The organism is Paenibacillus albidus, from assembly GCF_014644435.1.
In the GTDB taxonomy this organism is placed as follows: Bacteria; Bacillota; Bacilli; order Paenibacillales; family Paenibacillaceae; genus Paenibacillus_AQ; species Paenibacillus_AQ albidus.
Window position 1 is genome coordinate 46,098 of the sequence record NZ_BMKR01000042.1, and the last position, 16,921, is coordinate 63,018.

Here is a 16,921-nt window from a genome sequence, read left to right on the forward strand (position 1 = left end):
CCTTCTCCAAAATTCCACCGAGCGGCTTGGTAGTCTATTGCAATTATTGGTTAGCAAATGACAGCTCGTACACAAAGATCTCCTGGAAGTCAACGCTCGCCGACAGATCTACATACTCTACGTTTCTCACAAACCGGGCCATTTCTTGCATTGGCTTGCCGGACAGTAGAACGGCTTTCGCACCAACACCGGAAGTATTGCCCACCGGCACCACTTTATCTTCCAATTCCTCAGGCAGCAGACCGATATTAATCGCACTTCGGATATCAATTTGATTGCCAAAACCGCCTGCCAGATAGACTTTATGGATATCCTTAACATTCAGGCCCGCTTCCTGAAGAAGAAGGGTAATACCGGATCTCACAGCGGCTTTGGCCAACTGGATCTCCCTGATATCCTCCTGTGTGAAGTAAACTGGATGCTTTCCCTCCATTTGGCTTTGCAGGTGAAGGATAATATTGCCGTTCTCGTCCTTTTCCATTGGAAAGTGCTCATCACGCTTGGAGTAATCCAGGCGCCCGCTGCCGAGGATAATTCCACGCATCAAGAGCTGATTCGTCAGCTCGATAACACCCGATCCGCAAATACCTACGGGCGGCTGATTGCCGATCGTCTCAAATTGCGCAGAAGGTTCAAAGGTGACTCTTCTGATCGCGCCGGGCACACCACCAATACCACAACTGATATGGGCTCCCTCAAAAGCGGGGCCCACAGCAGTGGCGCATGCGTACAGCTTGTCCGCGCTTCCCAGAACGATCTCGCCGTTAGTTCCCAAATCTATAAACAACTCCGGCTTGGTTCCTTTGAAGATTTCACTGGCCCAAATCCCTGCCGTGATATCTCCTCCCACAAATATGGAGACAGCAGGCAGAATCGTTATGGCTGCATGGATTTTTTTGAATCCTATTTCACTGGAATTTATATTGATCGCATCCATAATGACCGGCCGGAAAGGATGCCTCAACAAGGAGCTCGTATCAAGCATCAAAAGCAGATGGATCATCGATGTATTGCCTGAGATTGTAATATAGTCAACCTGCTCCATAAGCAATTCTTTAGTTTTTACGATATCATCAATCATTTGCTCTAATTGTTCTACGATTAATGCGGCCATTTTTCCCGAACCGTGCATTTCATCCGCACAAAACTGCAGCCGGGTAATGACATCAGCGCCAAACTTTCTTTGTTTGTTAACATCGCTAATTACGCCGAGCTCTTCACCTGTATCGATATTTAATAAATATACGGCTATGGTTGTCGTGCCCAAATCTATAGCAATACCCAATCTTTCAATTTCTTGAACCTGCACCTTTTGAACCTTGTGGTCCCAGATGACAAATCTGATTTTGTTCTTATTTTCACGTATTAACGCTGAGATATTTCTAAGCGCGGAGACCGTAGGCTTCAGATCCGATAATTGCAAGGTGTTTCTGCATGCTTCCCAATAATCTCCAATATCCTTTTGCACATGCAGCAATCCCAAATCAAGCTCACAACTCGAAACATAATTCCAGCCTATTTCCAACAGATCACTTCTTGCCCCATCAGTTGCTGCATCCATTCTTGAATCATAGCTTGGTACATATACTGCAGTCTGTGAATTAACCTCATGCCTGCAAGCAAGACGGTAGCCCGAATCCAATTCCCCTTCATGGAAATGTCGGCTGTCCCAGTCACTGATCTCCATTGCAGTCAGCACCCTGACCTTGCATTTGCCGCAGGTTCCCCTTCCACCGCAATCTGAAGGAATATCCATTTCCTCCTGAATCAAAGCATTGAGCAGATTGCTCCCTTTCTTAACCTCACATCTTACAAATCCTTGTTCCGGATGGACCAGAGTCACCTCAATCATTCCGGTATGCAATTCAATTCCATCTATTTTTCTTGTGTTGCAATTCACATTGGAGCAGCTTTCACATATTCCCGAGTAATTGTGAAAAGACACTCTTCTTCCGGCACCGTAAAGCAAGCTTACAGTTTTCAAGGGCTTCATCAATCCAAAGTCCTGAAGCTCGACGCCAATAGAAATGGCATTAATCCTGTCAAAAATCAGTTTTTGTTCTTCCAGCTTGAAATCAAAGGTTCCGGGGCTAAGAGAGCGGCTTATCCCCTGTCCCGCTTCTATACAGTCTAGCGCCAGTGCCTCCCATACCTGCCGGAGCACTTGTTCTAGTACCACATTACCGATAGTGTCAATGATCAGCCCGTCCAAAGACCCGCCGGAGCTATATTGGTCATTGGAATAATCTCCAAACTCACTACCCAGAGTAATAATCACATAGATAACATCTTCAGCATCTTTCAATCTGGAGGCCAAGACCTTGCTCTCCAGAATACTTCCGTTCATCAATTCCAGACCCTGTTCCTTTATGGCTTTGACCGCCTCTTTGTTGCATATTGCTTTAGGGATACATATCCCGGATATCTCATTCCAACGGGCCTGTATGAGTTCCAATAATTCCGTCATTCTCGGATTCGGGTTCTTGATATCGTTCTCATAACCTAATTGTCTGACCACTTCATCTACATCCAGATCCTCGAGCTGTAAATCCATTGGTGTATTGAGTTGCACAATTATATCAACCTCTCACAGTGATAATCTAAGATTGCATTTCGATTAACAGCTTCTTGGCAAGCTCAGCGGCACTGACTGCGTCAGGTGTATAGAAATCAGCATTAATTTCCTCTGCAAAGGCGGGTGTCACCGGACTTCCACCGACCATGAATATATACTTCTGACGGATGTCTCTTCTCTTGAACTCTTCAATCACCTCTTTCATGCCTGTCATTGTTGTGGTGAGAAGGGCAGACATACATACAATCCGGGCTTGCGCCTCTTCCGCCTTGTTCACGAACATTTCCGGAGACACATTAACTCCCAGATCAATAACTTCAATACCAAGACCTCTCATCATGATTGTAACCAGGTTTTTTCCTATATCATGAAGATCTCCCTGCACAGTTCCGATTACGACTTTTCCGATATTATCATTGCTGCGCCCTGCCAGCTCCGGCTTTAATATCTCAAGTCCGGCATTCATCGCTTTTGCCGCAATCATCATTTCGGGAATAAATATTTCTCTTTTTTTTATCGCCTCTCCTATATTCTCCATAGCCTTAATCAAGGCACGATTCAAGATTTCAAATGGATTGATATTCGAGGTAATTGCCAAAGACACTTCTTCTTCTACCAGACGGACATTTCCGTTCTCTACGTTCGTTCGGATGCTTAATATTAGTGCTTCTATTGAAATCCTCTCCTAATATGAATGAATAAATTACATTCCGTTTAAACCCAATTGCAAACACACTATTAGCTGTTTCGATTTTATCTTCAACCCTAGTATCTATCAATCACAATTATGTTTTAATATGTGATACAAGTAATTATCTTTATAATTAGATGCATTTAACTTCAATGAATGTACATATTATTCAACTCAAAGGCTTAAAGATCATCGGTAAGGAGAGCCCTAGTATTAATGTTGTAAGAAAATATTGAAACAAACGACAAAATACAACAAAATTCCAATTAAAAATCATGTATACTAACCATATGTTGGATAAAGAGTTAAATAAGGAGGGTGAAATTCGAATTGTTTACCATAGTGTCTTTATTCTCTGAAGTTATTCTTCCGCAGAAAAAAATACAACTCCAATCTGGTCCGGAAAGATTAATGCTAATTAGACTAACCGATTCCCTTCAAATCAAATGGGAGCAACTAGAGAGGCAGACTTCCAGCCGAGATATTGTTTTAGTGCAAGATGTTGAAATTACTAATACCACTGAAAACTTCGTTAAAATCAAAGGAATTGTATTTCAGACTCCTTTCACTTACCATTTATCAAACGGTCTTATTGACATAACAAGTGATTCTGTCTCGTATATACAAAATCTGCTGGACTCGGTTGAAGAAATACCACAACATATAATCCCTCAGGCTGAGTCTCAGTTTAATTTTCTTTGCCAATCTCTATTAGATTTGAATAGTAAACCATTTGATGTAACCCCGTATGTTGTTGAGCCTTTTGGGAAAATTGATAGACGGCTAATTATTGTGCATCGATATATTCGTCAAAACTATAGCCAGCCTATTACTTTGCAGGTTCTTGCCGATTTAATTAAGTGCAATCCTGTTTATTTAAGTAACACGTACTCGAAAATATTCAAGATTCCACCGATGAAGTACTTGCAAATTATCAGGATGAGAAAAGCGAAAGAATTGCTCATAAACACAAAAATAAGTATTAAAGACATTACCGTCGGTCTCGGTTATGTGTCCAATTCTCAATTCTCCAATATGTTTAAACACTATAATGGCTGTACTCCTGTTGAATATCGTCGGGAAGCTTGGGTGTTACTTGAAAGTGAGGCCGTTAATCAACGTGAAAATAGATTCGAAGAAAGTCGATGAGGAAATCACCAAGATTTTAAAAGTATTTCTTGATGAAAGTACCTTGTTACAACCTATTGGTGAAGAGGAAAATTTGTACCACCTTGGTTTGAATTCCATGAAGGTCATTTCATTAATTGTTGAATTGGAAGTTTATTTCTCTATTTTTTTTGAAGACAACGAGCTGCTATTTGAAAATTTCTGCAATGTACAAAAGATTTCAACTCAAGTAAAAAGGAAACTGAACGATATAAATAACCCAGAAAAAAGTTACATCCTGTAGAAGTGGAGAACTGGCCTCTATGCGGTCGATCATTGTTACTGCTAACCCCTAATGTCCGGAAATTGACAGTGTAAGTTGTCCTGCTGGTGACGGTCAATGTGTCCGCAGCTGGATAGAAAAGCAGGGAAAATCATGACAATTCACCCTGGATCACGCGCTTTACCATATGGTCATCTACAATGCGGTGCTTATTCTGTGAAGCGTTCACATTTCTCTGCCGATAGAAACTTCAAGTAAAACATATATTCATTCATCGACGTAATATGCTCAATACCTGCAATTCTCACGCAAACGATATTTATAACTTTCACTCTCCTACTGGACAGTCAAAAGTTCTACAACGCTAAGAAACCAGCGAATCGCGCTCCACATCAGCGTTTTCCTGCTTGGATTTAATTATTTGCGTTATAGATAAGTGAGGATTTTGAGCAAACAGGCGAAAAATAGACTTGCGTAAATAAGCGGCAAAGCTGGCCTCTGAGACCACAGCATGGGAGGGCGTTCGCAGATAGCGGAAAAACAACCCCGATGTCCGGCCTGAAAAACGCAAAGCGATCAGTTGCAGGAGTCCCATCGCAATGCACTGGCACATCACGAATCCCTCGATGGCCTGAATCGTTTTCTGGATGCGCTGCCGGTCTTGTTCGTTCGTTACGGCTTCTAGCGGATGAACCTCCTCTTTTCTCAAAAACCGGTTCAGCTTCGGCATGGACTTGCTCCAGAAGCGGTAGCCGAAGGCGTGGGTGACTTGCTTCATTTCCCGAAACGTGCACTCGATCTTGAAGCGATACCCGTACAAGCGGATGATGTCCGTGGCTGCCAGGCTCAAATCCGTACTGACCAAAATGGAGCAGCGGCCCTCATGCACCACCAGCACAAAGCGCAATTCCTGATACAAGCCTTGGCCCCAAAGCAGATCCAGGCACAGAAATTGAACCGTCTCTTCGTTGCCGTACAGCGGAAGGGTTGTGGTTTGAAAATCGGCAGCGCGAGTCGCGAACAACTCCTTCAATTTGACCGCCTGGCCTTTTTTCGGCGGTCGGCCACGTCCCGGCTTTTTCGCAGGGGGGCGTTCGTAGGCGACCACGTTCGATTTAGCTTTCGTCACCAGGTGCATGCGGGTTTCAGAAGCGAGGTGGCACGCATTCAGCCGCTCTAAGGCCGGAACGGACAAGAAGTACCGATCCAAAAGCAGCAGCGCTTGACCGAAGCCTTTTGCCGCCTCGAAGCCTTGTTCAATCATCTGAACGACATGGGAAGGCGTCTGCGCTTCGCTCTTGGACTTCTTCCAGCCCAGAATGGTTTGGACACCGTCTTGTAGATTCATAAACAAGGGCAAGCAGAACCACTTCCGGGAATCGCCGACCAGAATGCCGATGGCGCCGAACAAATGACCAAAGATATAGTCACCCTTGGAGACATTTTCGGATTCCTGATGGAGTTTCTTGACCCCGGGCATTCGGCGGCCTTCCTTGGCTTGTTTCATGCCATCGCCGACGAGGACCACGCGATTCTGAATCACCAGCAAAGGCGCATGTTGGCGCACCACCTGAAGCCATCTCTGCCGCAATGAGGAGATGGACCAGCCGGACGAACGGAAGAAGTGAATCAGCGTTTCGTAGCAGCGGCTATTCAGCGAGAGATCCCGTATCACGGAAGTCACACCCAGATGGTCGGAGCGCAACATAAAGCCGATGACGATAACAACAAACCACTTGAAGGTGGCTTGTCTAGAGAAACAAGCGCGAAATGGAAGGAGAAGTTCATTCATGTATTTGAGCATAGGTATGTTCAATCGCCTGCAAATAGGGTAAACTGCTTGTTGTAACCCATTTGGCGATTATTCCTTTCGTGTGGAAACTAAAGGACACCATAATTCGCTCGATTGGGTTATTTTTCTATGCGTCGATTTTTCGACAAGAACTTTTCACTGTCCAGTCTCCTAATTAATAACTTTTAAACGCCACAAACACTTTTTCTATTTAACTTTTCTGTTTTTAGTAATAATTGTATGAATGATAACAAAGCAGAAGAGCAAGTGGTCAGTAGGTACGATAAAACATCAATGATGCTATTTACAAAAACTGACTTGCCAACTTTCAGAAACTAAATCGTAACAAATTCTCTATGTAGCTTTGGCCATAATTTCTCTAGGATATAATCAGCCGCCAAGCAACAGCATCCGGAATTAATAATCAAAGTCGTAAAAGTGTATGCTATTCATGGATTTTTAGAAATTCGGTAACTGAAAGCTGCATAGAATCCTTGAACCAAGCATCGTTGTCACATTTTACTTGGGAATCCCATTATTTCAAGTTCCTACTTGTAGTACGAATTTGCCAGAACCGAATATCGTTTACCTATGTGCTACTGGATTTTGGATGCCCTTTGATATAATTATGCATGGATTGGGGCACACCGAATGGTGCTCAGATCCGCATCGGAGAAGTCACTAAGCGTCAAGCGGAGCTTTACGAGAAGATGGGTATCTCGCCACCAGCCTCGTTACAGTAGATTCGGGAATGCAGGTTTAAGAGATCTATAGTGACTACTCAGCAATGGAGGAAAGCATAATGTCTAATAAAGTATTATCAACATGCAATCCACTTATTTCTTGTTATCCACAGCATGCATTCTATATGTCAATAATTTCAGAAAAAGAAGAATGCCTTCCATGGATATATTCAAATTACAGCAATTTATTTATTGATGAGGCAGGATTCTGCGATTTTATTATTAAGACTCCAGAATACCATCTTTACCCTTGGTTCCAAGGATCACAACGCTTGCATAAAAATATCATAATAAAATATAAAATGGACTTTATACAGTTTATTAAAGAAAGTATTGATGATAATAATTACATTGTGTTAGATGTAGATGAATTTTATTTACCCTGTTCACAACGTTATCAAAAGAAACATTTTATCCATCATACAATGATTTGTGGTTATGATGATGAAACTCTTGATTTTTTGATATATGGATTTTATAATCAACAAAAATATTCATTAAGATACGTTGAATATAAAGATTTAGAAAAAGCATTTCTCCATTCAATTTCTGCGATTGATTCTCGATATATTCACTTAATTACTTATAATGAAAATTATTCTCTAAACAACTTTAGATATAATATTAATTTATTTAAAGATCAGCTTTATTATCACTATAATTCTATTTTTGCTCCCGCATTAAATCCTGAAGTAAGTTTTAATCTGAATAGTGCTGAAAATCTGAGCACTGGGCTTGAAATTTACAATAAGCTTATAGAATTTTATTCTATGGATTTTAATAATGACCATAGACCAATTTACACTTTGTACGAACATAAAAAATTTATGAACTTAAAACTTAGATATCTTAAAGAAAATAAATATTTCATTTTTTCGGAAAAAGTTTATCAGGGCTATGAAAAATTAGAAATAAAAACTCAAAGCTTACTTTTTTTATATATTAAATATAATGTGACGAAAAATAGCGAAATTCCTCAAAGATGTATTGAAGCGCTTTCTCGAATTCGTGATGATGAACGTGAGCTACTGGGAATAGCATTGAACGAAATGAACTGAAAGCAATTGGGCAGGCGGTCAAGCACTTGAAATGTGAAAACCAACAACTAATTTGGTTATTCAGCCGCGAATCTGTTTCAGCTCGCATTTCGCACCTTAATCAATGCGTGGAATAATATTTTTTGATCAAAAAAAGAAATGGCCGGTTCGTGTCGAATCTCTCTACAGAACACATGACGTACGGAGGTCTTCCATGCAACCACCTATCCAGATCGAAGCTGTCCACCCGCAAGGATACTTGAATCTCATCAGCCAAATAATGAAAGTCATGCGGATACCACAGACGATTGATGCGAAAGTTCCCTTTGATGCACAATGCAATGTGAGTCCGGGTGAAGTCGTCCAAATGATCGTGATGGACATGTTAACTTGACGTCAGGCGCTCGTACATATGGCGGATTGGGCGAAACGATTAGATCTGGAGAAGTTGCTCCGTCCCGGCGTGCATCTACTTTTGCCAACCATCCGATTTCTCCTAAAAAAGGACAAAAAGCAACTCATCCGCAGACAAGCCGCTTTCTAGACGCTATTGTTAATAGATACCGAATTGTCATATTGTGATTTAAGTTTATCTTTTCGCCTTATAAAACTCATGATACAGCTTCATCAGCGCCCGCTTCTCAATCCGCGACACATAGCTGCGGCTAATGCCAAGCTCCTTCGCGATCTCCCGCTGCGTCCGCTCCTCGCCCCCCGTATCCAGACCAAACCGTCCGACAACGACTTCCTTTTCTCTCTCATCCAAAATATCGAGATTGCGGTAAATTTTGCTTTTTTCGATCTTGAGGTCAACTTCCTTAATAACATCGTCGGCTTCTGAGCCAAGAATATCAATCAGCGTGATTTCATTACCTTCTTTATCAGTCCCAATTGGATCATGGAGGGATACGTCTTTGCGTGTTTTTTTAAGCGAGCGAAGGTGCATCAGGATTTCGTTTTCAATACAGCGGGCTGCAAAAGTAGCCAACTTCGTCCCCTTATTCGGACGGTAGCTCTCGATGGCTTTAATCAATCCAATGGTACCGATGGAGATCAGATCCTCCATATCTTCCCCTGTGTTATCGAATTTTTTTACTATGTGGGCTACCAAGCGCAGATTGTGTTCAATCAGCAAATTCCGTGCTTTGGCGTCTCCTTCCGCCATCCTCCCTAAGTATTTGCTTTCATCCTGTTCGGAGAGCGGTTGGGGAAAAGCATTGTTCCTTACGTAAGATACCAGCAGTGTCAGTTCTTTGATCAGCAGCGCTATCGTGCTTATTATTCCTGGCAACTTGGCGACACCTCCCGCACATGTACAATGAAACCAGTCAGTAGTGAGCACTACGGGTTCATGGTCCTTTTATTGTATGTGGGTTAGTGCCTAGAAGTGCATGTACAGTGAAACAGAAGCACAAATTACTTACTCGTTGTTTATTTGTTGTCAAAGAACTTTTTATAGCTACCAGTCCGAGAGATCAAGCTCCCGCTTACATACATCACACTGCACCTTGACGACTAACCCAATTCCTGTTGGGATGAAGATATATGCAAACTTAGCTCCGGTTACATCTTTTGCATTACATGAATCCCAATCAATAATTTTCTGTTCCATCTCTTCGGTAATTTCAAAAATTCTACCTGACATCTACACCTTCTCCTTAATCTCAATTAATCACTCGTATGCCCAATAGTCCCTATTACATATCTATTCTCTTGTTCAAAGTCAGTGGAATACTCCTTGCCCTTCCTTCTCCTTGGGTTTTAATAAGCTCGTTTAAACTCCCAACTATATTGATACTAAGCTTTCCTTCTTCAGATTTGAGTATTATTTCATCAATGAGTGTCTCAATGATAAAACGCTTATCTTCAAACGTAAGTTCATCTCCTTTGCTGTTGATAAATGCATTTATCCGCTCAACTGCCTTTATTTTTTCCTCGTGAGAAAAATGCTGTTCTCTGTGTACCTTGATCTTTTGTTCATACAACTCGACTTGCGATTGAAGATTGTTGATCTCGTTAGTCAATTTACTTGACTCCGTTGCGAGCTCTTCTTCAGAAATTACATCTCTACGGAACATAATTTTTAACTTGTCCGATTCTTTTCTTTTTTCATCAACATAGCCCTTAATAATACCAGCAGTTAAAATTAACTCATCGACAATGTTTTCGACTTGTCCTTCTAATCGCTCAATGTAGTCTTCCGGATTAGACAATGCCTCCATAACCATTTCCCAAATGAACTCCTCAAGTTTTTCTGCCCTGATGCTATGTGTAGGACATCGGGTTACTACACCGTATAACTTTGGATAAACATTGGGGCAACGGTAACATCTGTATTTCTGTCGTAAACCTGTTATTTTATCATGTCTACCTGAGTATGTTGTTCCTCCCCACTTACGCCCACAATGACCACAGCGAAGCAGTGATTTCAGCAGATAATCAAAGTGTACATTTCCTGAGCGGGTGTAGTTTTTGATGCGTTGTTGCCTAGCTTGTTCGAATAACTCCTCTGAGACAATAGGTTCAACTTGAACCATTATCCATTCATTTCGCTCTCGTACTGTATAAGTCTTTTTAGGTGCACCAGTTCGGGTCCGTTGTCCTTTGAGTTTCTTCACCTTTCTACGGTTATAGTAATACCGCCCAATGTATATTTCAGAACTAAGTATCCGGCCGATTGAGCTTGCCCCCCAGTTTCCATTGGTAGAACGTTTTGGCAAAGCCCCAATCTCAAATAGCTTATTACCAATTTCTCGCATCGTCATATTATCATTTAGATACCATTGATAAACTTTCCTCACATACTCTGCCTCTTGTTTGTTTACAATGAGCTGGCCTTCAACCCAATCGTATCCAAATGGCGGGACCCGCATCGGCATGATCTTCTTATCTTTTTCCACCGCCTTAAGCCTTCCCCTAACCGTTCTCTTTTTAATAAGCGAAAGCTCGTATTGAGCAATGACACTCATTAAATTGAAGAACAGCTGACCTTCCGGAGTGTTATGGTATTCTGTATCAACGAAAACCAACTGAACCATGCGCGTTTCAAATTCACGGCAGATAAACAATTTGTCTGTTAAATCACGTGACAATCGATCTGGGTGTGTAATGATTACCCGTTCAACTATATGATCATTAATTGCTTTCCGCAGCTCATTCAGTGCCGGCCGCTCAATATCTTCTCCGCTAAAGCCTTCTTCACGGAAGACCTTAATCGTATCCAACGCAAAATTCGATTCCTTAGCTTTGTTCATACATAGTTCAATCTGGTGATCCAGACTATGTCCCTCTGCAGCCTGCATGCCTGTCGATACACGAACATAAATTGCTGTGAACATTAGTCTCCTCCTTTATTTTTACTTATTATTTGGTTTTCTTTGTTGGCGACGCTGTTGAAACTTCCGAATACTCATCTTGGTCTTGTAGTGTAATATTGTGTTCAATCAACATACAGCAGGACGAAAACTGCATTAATTAATACAGTAATCTCCGTGATGTTTAGTGAATCATAATACACTTTGACATCTGTTGGGCCTGTTGTACGAGCGCGCTCAAACCATTGCTCCTTAATAGCCAGTGAACATGAATAACACTTACCATTGAATTTGATGCCTTGTGCTGTAATTGATCCTAGACCTTTATTGAGTGGCAATGGACATTCCTCCAATTAGGAACATATGTTCGTAGTAGGTATTATGTCCATTTGAAAGCAAAATAAACCGACCTGTAGTCAGTCGGTTTTAGATAATATTTTTTTCAAGATGTAGTCGATAACTTTATCTTTTTTTATTTGAGTATTTACCGTGATTGGTAAAAGCTCGATCGACTGATGGTAGGTCATTCCTTCATTATTTTGATTCATTTTTTTCGTTTTCACTATAGGTATCTTTATCTTTTACTCGTCTTTCTTCTTCTTTCATCCATTTCTCAATAATCTCAAGTGCTTTTCTTTTTTCAAATTCATCAACAGGCCATTTTTCATTCAAAATAAAAAACCTCCAGATATTTTGATATCTAGAGGTTTTCCTTTATTTATTTATATCTTGTAACTCACTCAATACAGTGAAGGTGGTATAGCTATGAATTCCACTGGATAGCAAAGTGGACGTTTACAAAGCACATGCCTCATTACGACTGTATGGTTGATTTGACTTGAAATAACTGTAGGCATTAAGCCTTTATAATAATTCTCTCCTTGAAACAAGTCAATAAAGCTCTCATATTCTAGATTACTAGCATTAATATTACAAAGCTCAATGCTTAAGGTTCCGAAAAGATGCTCCACGCGGAGATATAGTTTTGTTTTAGTAACTTTATCTGTTATGATCACTGCTCGTACATCGTGGGAGTTATGGTCTAGTCCATTCAAGAATGTACTAAATTCTCGCTTACTATAATTTAGTGAGACATCATTTAATAAAGCAAAATGATCAATACTCCAAACCAGATCGGGTTCAGGCAATATAAGCCATTGAAGCGGTAGCCTTGATAGCAAGGAAATAAAGGCAAGAAACTCACTTGGATAATGTATATCAGATACAACCTGCCGTCCTTCTAATGACTGATGAAGTGGAGTCGAAAAGTTTATCTCCTGTTTTAGGCGATCACTGGTGTCCGTAAAACTGGTCATTTGATTATTATTTAATCGGAAATGAGTATATAATTCATTCTTACTGAAGCCAATTAGTTCTTTTCTCATTATTACTACGTGTCTAACGGGCACGTGCTTTAAGCGCAGCAAGAAAGCAGCTACTTCATTAAGATTTTGTCTTAAGAAATATAATTCCGTCCAATCATTTGTAAATCTACTATATTTACTTGTGTCTCTCTTATATTCAAGAAAGTTTTCAATAGACATAGGATCTTTATTAGTAATTAAACTTCTTATTCGAGTAAGTCTTACAATAATATCAGATAGCTTAATCCCATTCCGCCTTTTCCTCATGTTATATCACCAGAAAAAGCGTATAACAGTGTGATTCCATAGGCTCTAATTCACTTTATAAAGTGAATTAGAGCCTATGTTCCCGTTGTAGGGTATCATGATTAACCAGCTCTAGTACAGATCTTACAAGAAAAGGAGTGAAACAACCATTGAACTTTAGAAATAAACAAGCGTAAATACTTTCAATGCTTTTCATCATTATAAGTCTGAACCTCCTTCCAGTTTAAATTTAATCATAATAACCCACATACATCAGACTGGATATAGAAATAACAATTAAATTCCTTTAGTCGGTTGAAGGATTTGTAACATTACGAAAATAATGTATCAAAAATGTATTTTAATGTAAAAAAAGCGACAGGTCTATGGACCTTATCGCTTGTTCATTAGCACAAAATTGTGAATTTCCATTTTGGACAGACCTAGCCAATTTAATATTGGCAATTAAAAATTAGAATGCTTCCTTGAGCCGCCTGGCAGGAAGTTAAAGTGCAAAATTTCATATAAGAAGATTTTACCATGGTGGTGTATATAAGTCTATCAGTACAGAAATACTAATGTTGAGGTGATTTAATATGAATGCTATTTTATCTACTATAGAATCAACAGAAATCAATGAAATACAACATTTATTAAATAAACAGTTATCAGTAAAATCAATTTTAAAATTATTTGAAGGTAGGATACATCTCGATGCACAAGAACTTTTACATCTAATCAATCAACTTCTTATACCACGAAAACCCGAAGAAACAACGTACAAACGCAAAAAAGCACCACTGAACAACAATGAGTTATTTCCACAAGTTATCTTATATTTCGAAAAATATTACTCACAACGAAAGTATGCTTCGACTACGCTTGAAATTCATATGCGGACTCTTAGAGGCTTCTTAACTTTTCTGACTAAGACATTTATTGAAGATGGCCCCTTTTCATCTCTAAATGATATGAAATCATTAACAAAAATGATGGTACATGCGTATGAAGAATACTTGGTCGATCGTTTAAACTCTGAACAGCTACAACTATGTACTGTTACTAAATATCTGGTGACTCTTCGATTGTTTTTGAAGATGCTTTCAAAAGAATCGATTGTGAAAATTAGTTATGTAATACCAGAATCACTTAGAGGTCGAGCAAAACGATCAAATGATTATATTGAAATAGAAGAAATCAAAGTTCTACTAGATTCAATCGTGTTGAGCAAGAGTCGTGTTAAAACGAGAGATTTAGCAGTTATATTGCTTGTCATGGAATTAGGATGCAGGCCAATTGAAGTTACAAATATAAAGTTAACAGATGTTAGCTTATCTGAAAGACAAATTACACTCTACTGTGAAAAATCCGGGTTACGCAAGCTTAAAATTAGTAAGGATCTTTGTATGGTAATTAATAAGTTCTTAGAGATTCGTTCAATTTTAAACGTTCAGCACGAGTATTTATTCATCAATGCATTTGGGGAACCGGTTACCCGCAAAGGTATAGCATCCATATTTGAACGTACTAATAGGAAAGCTTTCGGTGAACTTCGATTCAATGCAAAAGCATTGCGTCATACTTATGCAACAAATGCTTTGGATAATGAAAATGATTTTGATGAAGTTTCTGCTTCTATGGGACACAAACACCGTTGCTCAACAGAATGGTATATACATCGTAGTGTTCAAAGGTTGTTAAACCGGACCCTTCCACACAATCCACTAAAACGAATAGAAGAGAGCGATGCATGATATGGATTTCAATATTGAAGTTAACATAACGCCTGATGTTATAGCAGAGATGTACCAGATTGACGTTACGGATTTTTTAAATCTAATTGAAGGAAAGAAAAAGCTATCAGATGAAAAAACAATCCTTTTCGTTATAGAGGATTATATTTCAATACTAAAACTAAACAAAAAAAAATCACCGATAACTTTAGAATTTTATACAACCATTTTAAAAAGCTTTGCTCAGTTCCTTATATCAACAGGGCCAGAATTCAAAATGATGAAGCTAACAGAAAATTTGTTCCACCAGTTCTTAGCTACATGTAAGCCTCTAAAAGGGGATGAGCTTCGTCCCGGCACGATCAACACCTATGCTGCTATAATAAGCAACCTCATGAAGTTTGCATACACGCGAAAGTATATAAGCGATGAGCTCCGAATTGAATTTCAAAGAAATAAAGATGTTATAGTACCAAAGTACATCCCGGATAAACTCCTACCTGCTCTACTAAATGCAGCAAAAAAGGGCAAATGGCCCTTTCTTAATTTTGCGTTAATTTACTTTTTCTTAGGAACGGGTTGTAGAGTCAGCGAAGTAGTAAACTTGAGAATTTGCGACTTCAACATATATGAAGATTTGATCTTCATTAGAAAAGGCAAAGGTCAAAAAGAGAGATATGTCCCGATGTATCCTGAAGTAAAAAAAGTTGTATTAAATTATCTTGCTCGAACAGGTTGTCACAACTGGGATATCCGAAACACCGAATACCTATTCTCAAAGCGATGTCTCGATACAAGAAAGCCTCTATCTATTAAAAATATCCAATACATGATAACTCAAATTTTTGAAGCGATAGGTGTAAAGGGATCATTTACATTACATTCGTTTAGACATACATTTGCAGTAAATGCACTAAAGGAAGGTATGGCAATTTATGATTTACAAGAAATATTAGGGCATGAAAACATTGAAACCACGAGAATTTATACAAAACGTCACCCAAGCGACCTTAAAAATGCTGTATTAAAGTATCCTTTCCCCTTGGAAAAATTACTACAAAGCATCATGGGGATTGGTGATAGAAGTAATGATTAATTTCCAAGAGGAAATTCATAACTATCAGATAGTAACTATATACTCCAAAGTAACTCTCGAAATATATTCTAAGGCTCTTGTAGAGTTCAATCAATATTTAGCCATCAAACTGAGTTGTGATCCCTCGGAGGTTGAACTCGATAAAATATTCACCATAAAAGCAGGAGATAACATCATTGGATATAAACCAATAAACAGTAAGGTTATTGACTCCTATCTCTTTGATCTTGTTGGGAATACCTATTCTAAGCTTTCAACAACAACACACGCTATAAGGAGTTTTTTCAAGTTTCTAAAGAATAACAAAAATTTCCCGGATGTTATTGCTTATTCTGAATTTTCACTAAGTCACTATAAACCAAAATCTGAACCTATTCGTATTTTAAGCCGACATGAGTTTTTAAGATTTCTCCATAGTATGGTAACACATAGTAAAGATTTGGTGCGCGATACGCTCCTTTTCGGGTTACTATTTTCAACGGGTTGTCGAATTTCTGAAATTCTAAATATTAATGTCTGTGAACTTGATCTTACTAATGAAATGATGCTATTAATCAAAACTAAAACTAAAGTCCAAAGAGTGGTTGTTTTACGGGAAGGCTTTGGAGAAATTCTTCGTGAATACCTCAGTAAATACCATAATGATGAATCTGTATTCCTTTTCCCTGGTAGAGAATCTAATCAGCCAATGTCAAGATATGATGTTAACCTACTTTTTCAAGAGTTCTTAACAAAAGCAAACTTACCAAATATGCACATTCATAGCAGCCGGCATTCATTTGCTACCTTTATGCGTGATGAAGGCATAGACTTGTTTACCATTATGGAACTACTCGGACATGAGAAATTTCAATCTACGCTGCAATATATTCGACATTACACTAGTACCTTGACTGCATCAAATTTCAGGGTACAAATGTTTCAATTTGCCTCTGGCCTG

The 16,921-nt window shown here is 39.3% G+C and carries 15 protein-coding genes and 1 pseudogene; 7 read left to right on the forward strand and 9 right to left on the reverse strand.

Annotation, left to right across the window (positions count from 1 at the left end; translation table 11 throughout):
• Positions 1-43: 43 nt before the first annotated feature.
• Both IEY53_RS29595 and IEY53_RS29600 read right to left on the reverse strand, forming a co-directional pair.
• Complete coding sequence (locus tag IEY53_RS29595; protein WP_189031326.1) at positions 44-2,554, reverse strand: ASKHA domain-containing protein; 2,511 nt, start codon at positions 2,552-2,554, stop codon at positions 44-46.
• Positions 2,555-2,600: 46 nt separating this feature from the next.
• Positions 2,601-3,254, reverse strand: coding sequence for a cobalamin B12-binding domain-containing protein (locus IEY53_RS29600; RefSeq protein WP_308424267.1), 654 nt, complete (start codon positions 3,252-3,254; stop codon positions 2,601-2,603).
• 342 nt (positions 3,255-3,596) lie between these two features.
• On the opposite strand from IEY53_RS29600, the gene IEY53_RS29605 reads away from it, so the two are divergent.
• Both IEY53_RS29605 and IEY53_RS36215 read left to right on the forward strand, forming a co-directional pair.
• Entirely contained in the window at positions 3,597-4,415 is an 819-nt protein-coding gene (locus IEY53_RS29605; protein WP_189031327.1) for a helix-turn-helix domain-containing protein, read from the forward strand.
• Positions 4,318-4,677, forward strand: coding sequence for a phosphopantetheine-binding protein (locus tag IEY53_RS36215; RefSeq protein ID WP_373293956.1), 360 nt, complete (start codon positions 4,318-4,320; stop codon positions 4,675-4,677). Before IEY53_RS29605 ends, IEY53_RS36215 begins: the two co-directional genes overlap by 98 nt.
• A gap of 343 nt (positions 4,678-5,020) precedes the next feature.
• Here IEY53_RS36215 and IEY53_RS29615 read toward each other — a convergent pair whose 3' ends face one another.
• Positions 5,021-6,472 carry a transposase gene (locus IEY53_RS29615; protein WP_229696434.1) on the reverse strand — a complete coding sequence of 484 codons (1,452 nt, stop codon included), beginning with the start codon at positions 6,470-6,472 and terminating at the stop codon, positions 5,021-5,023.
• 778 nt (positions 6,473-7,250) lie between these two features.
• Here IEY53_RS29615 and IEY53_RS29620 point away from each other — a divergent pair.
• The gene (locus tag IEY53_RS29620; protein WP_189031330.1) at positions 7,251-8,249 is read left to right on the forward strand and encodes a cysteine peptidase family C39 domain-containing protein; all 999 of its coding nucleotides are present in this window, start codon (positions 7,251-7,253) and stop codon (positions 8,247-8,249) included.
• Between the two features lie 193 nt (positions 8,250-8,442).
• Positions 8,443-8,691: pseudogene (locus IEY53_RS29625) on the forward strand (DUF4277 domain-containing protein); the annotation flags it as partial.
• 126 nt (positions 8,692-8,817) lie between these two features.
• On the opposite strand, the gene sigK reads toward IEY53_RS29625, so the two are convergent.
• The 6 genes from sigK to IEY53_RS29655 form a co-directional block, all read right to left on the reverse strand.
• Positions 8,818-9,519 carry an RNA polymerase sporulation sigma factor SigK gene (sigK, locus tag IEY53_RS29630; protein ID WP_189031333.1) on the reverse strand — a complete coding sequence of 234 codons (702 nt, stop codon included), beginning with the start codon at positions 9,517-9,519 and terminating at the stop codon, positions 8,818-8,820.
• A 168-nt stretch (positions 9,520-9,687) separates the two neighbouring features.
• On the reverse strand, positions 9,688-9,873 hold the full coding sequence (locus IEY53_RS29635; protein WP_189031335.1) for a hypothetical protein: 186 nt from the start codon (positions 9,871-9,873) through the stop codon (positions 9,688-9,690).
• A gap of 52 nt (positions 9,874-9,925) precedes the next feature.
• Positions 9,926-11,566 carry a recombinase family protein gene (locus tag IEY53_RS29640; RefSeq protein WP_189031337.1) on the reverse strand — a complete coding sequence of 547 codons (1,641 nt, stop codon included), beginning with the start codon at positions 11,564-11,566 and terminating at the stop codon, positions 9,926-9,928.
• 101 nt (positions 11,567-11,667) lie between these two features.
• Positions 11,668-11,880, reverse strand: coding sequence for a hypothetical protein (locus tag IEY53_RS29645; RefSeq protein WP_189031339.1), 213 nt, complete (start codon positions 11,878-11,880; stop codon positions 11,668-11,670).
• Positions 11,881-12,076: 196 nt separating this feature from the next.
• Complete coding sequence (locus IEY53_RS29650; protein WP_189031340.1) at positions 12,077-12,214, reverse strand: hypothetical protein; 138 nt, start codon at positions 12,212-12,214, stop codon at positions 12,077-12,079.
• A 68-nt stretch (positions 12,215-12,282) separates the two neighbouring features.
• Entirely contained in the window at positions 12,283-13,086 is an 804-nt protein-coding gene (locus IEY53_RS29655) for a hypothetical protein (protein WP_189031341.1), read from the reverse strand.
• Between the two features lie 662 nt (positions 13,087-13,748).
• Between IEY53_RS29655 and IEY53_RS29660 the strand changes: the two genes are divergently transcribed.
• From IEY53_RS29660 to IEY53_RS29670, 3 genes are all read left to right on the forward strand, one after another.
• Positions 13,749-14,906, forward strand: coding sequence for a tyrosine-type recombinase/integrase (locus IEY53_RS29660; RefSeq protein WP_189031342.1), 1,158 nt, complete (start codon positions 13,749-13,751; stop codon positions 14,904-14,906).
• On the forward strand, positions 14,899-15,981 hold the full coding sequence (locus tag IEY53_RS29665; protein WP_189031343.1) for a tyrosine-type recombinase/integrase: 1,083 nt from the start codon (positions 14,899-14,901) through the stop codon (positions 15,979-15,981). Before IEY53_RS29660 ends, IEY53_RS29665 begins: the two co-directional genes overlap by 8 nt.
• Positions 15,974-16,921, forward strand: a 948-nt coding sequence (locus IEY53_RS29670) for a tyrosine-type recombinase/integrase (protein WP_189031344.1), incomplete at its 3' end; no start/stop codon positions are given. The genes IEY53_RS29665 and IEY53_RS29670, both read left to right, overlap by 8 nt.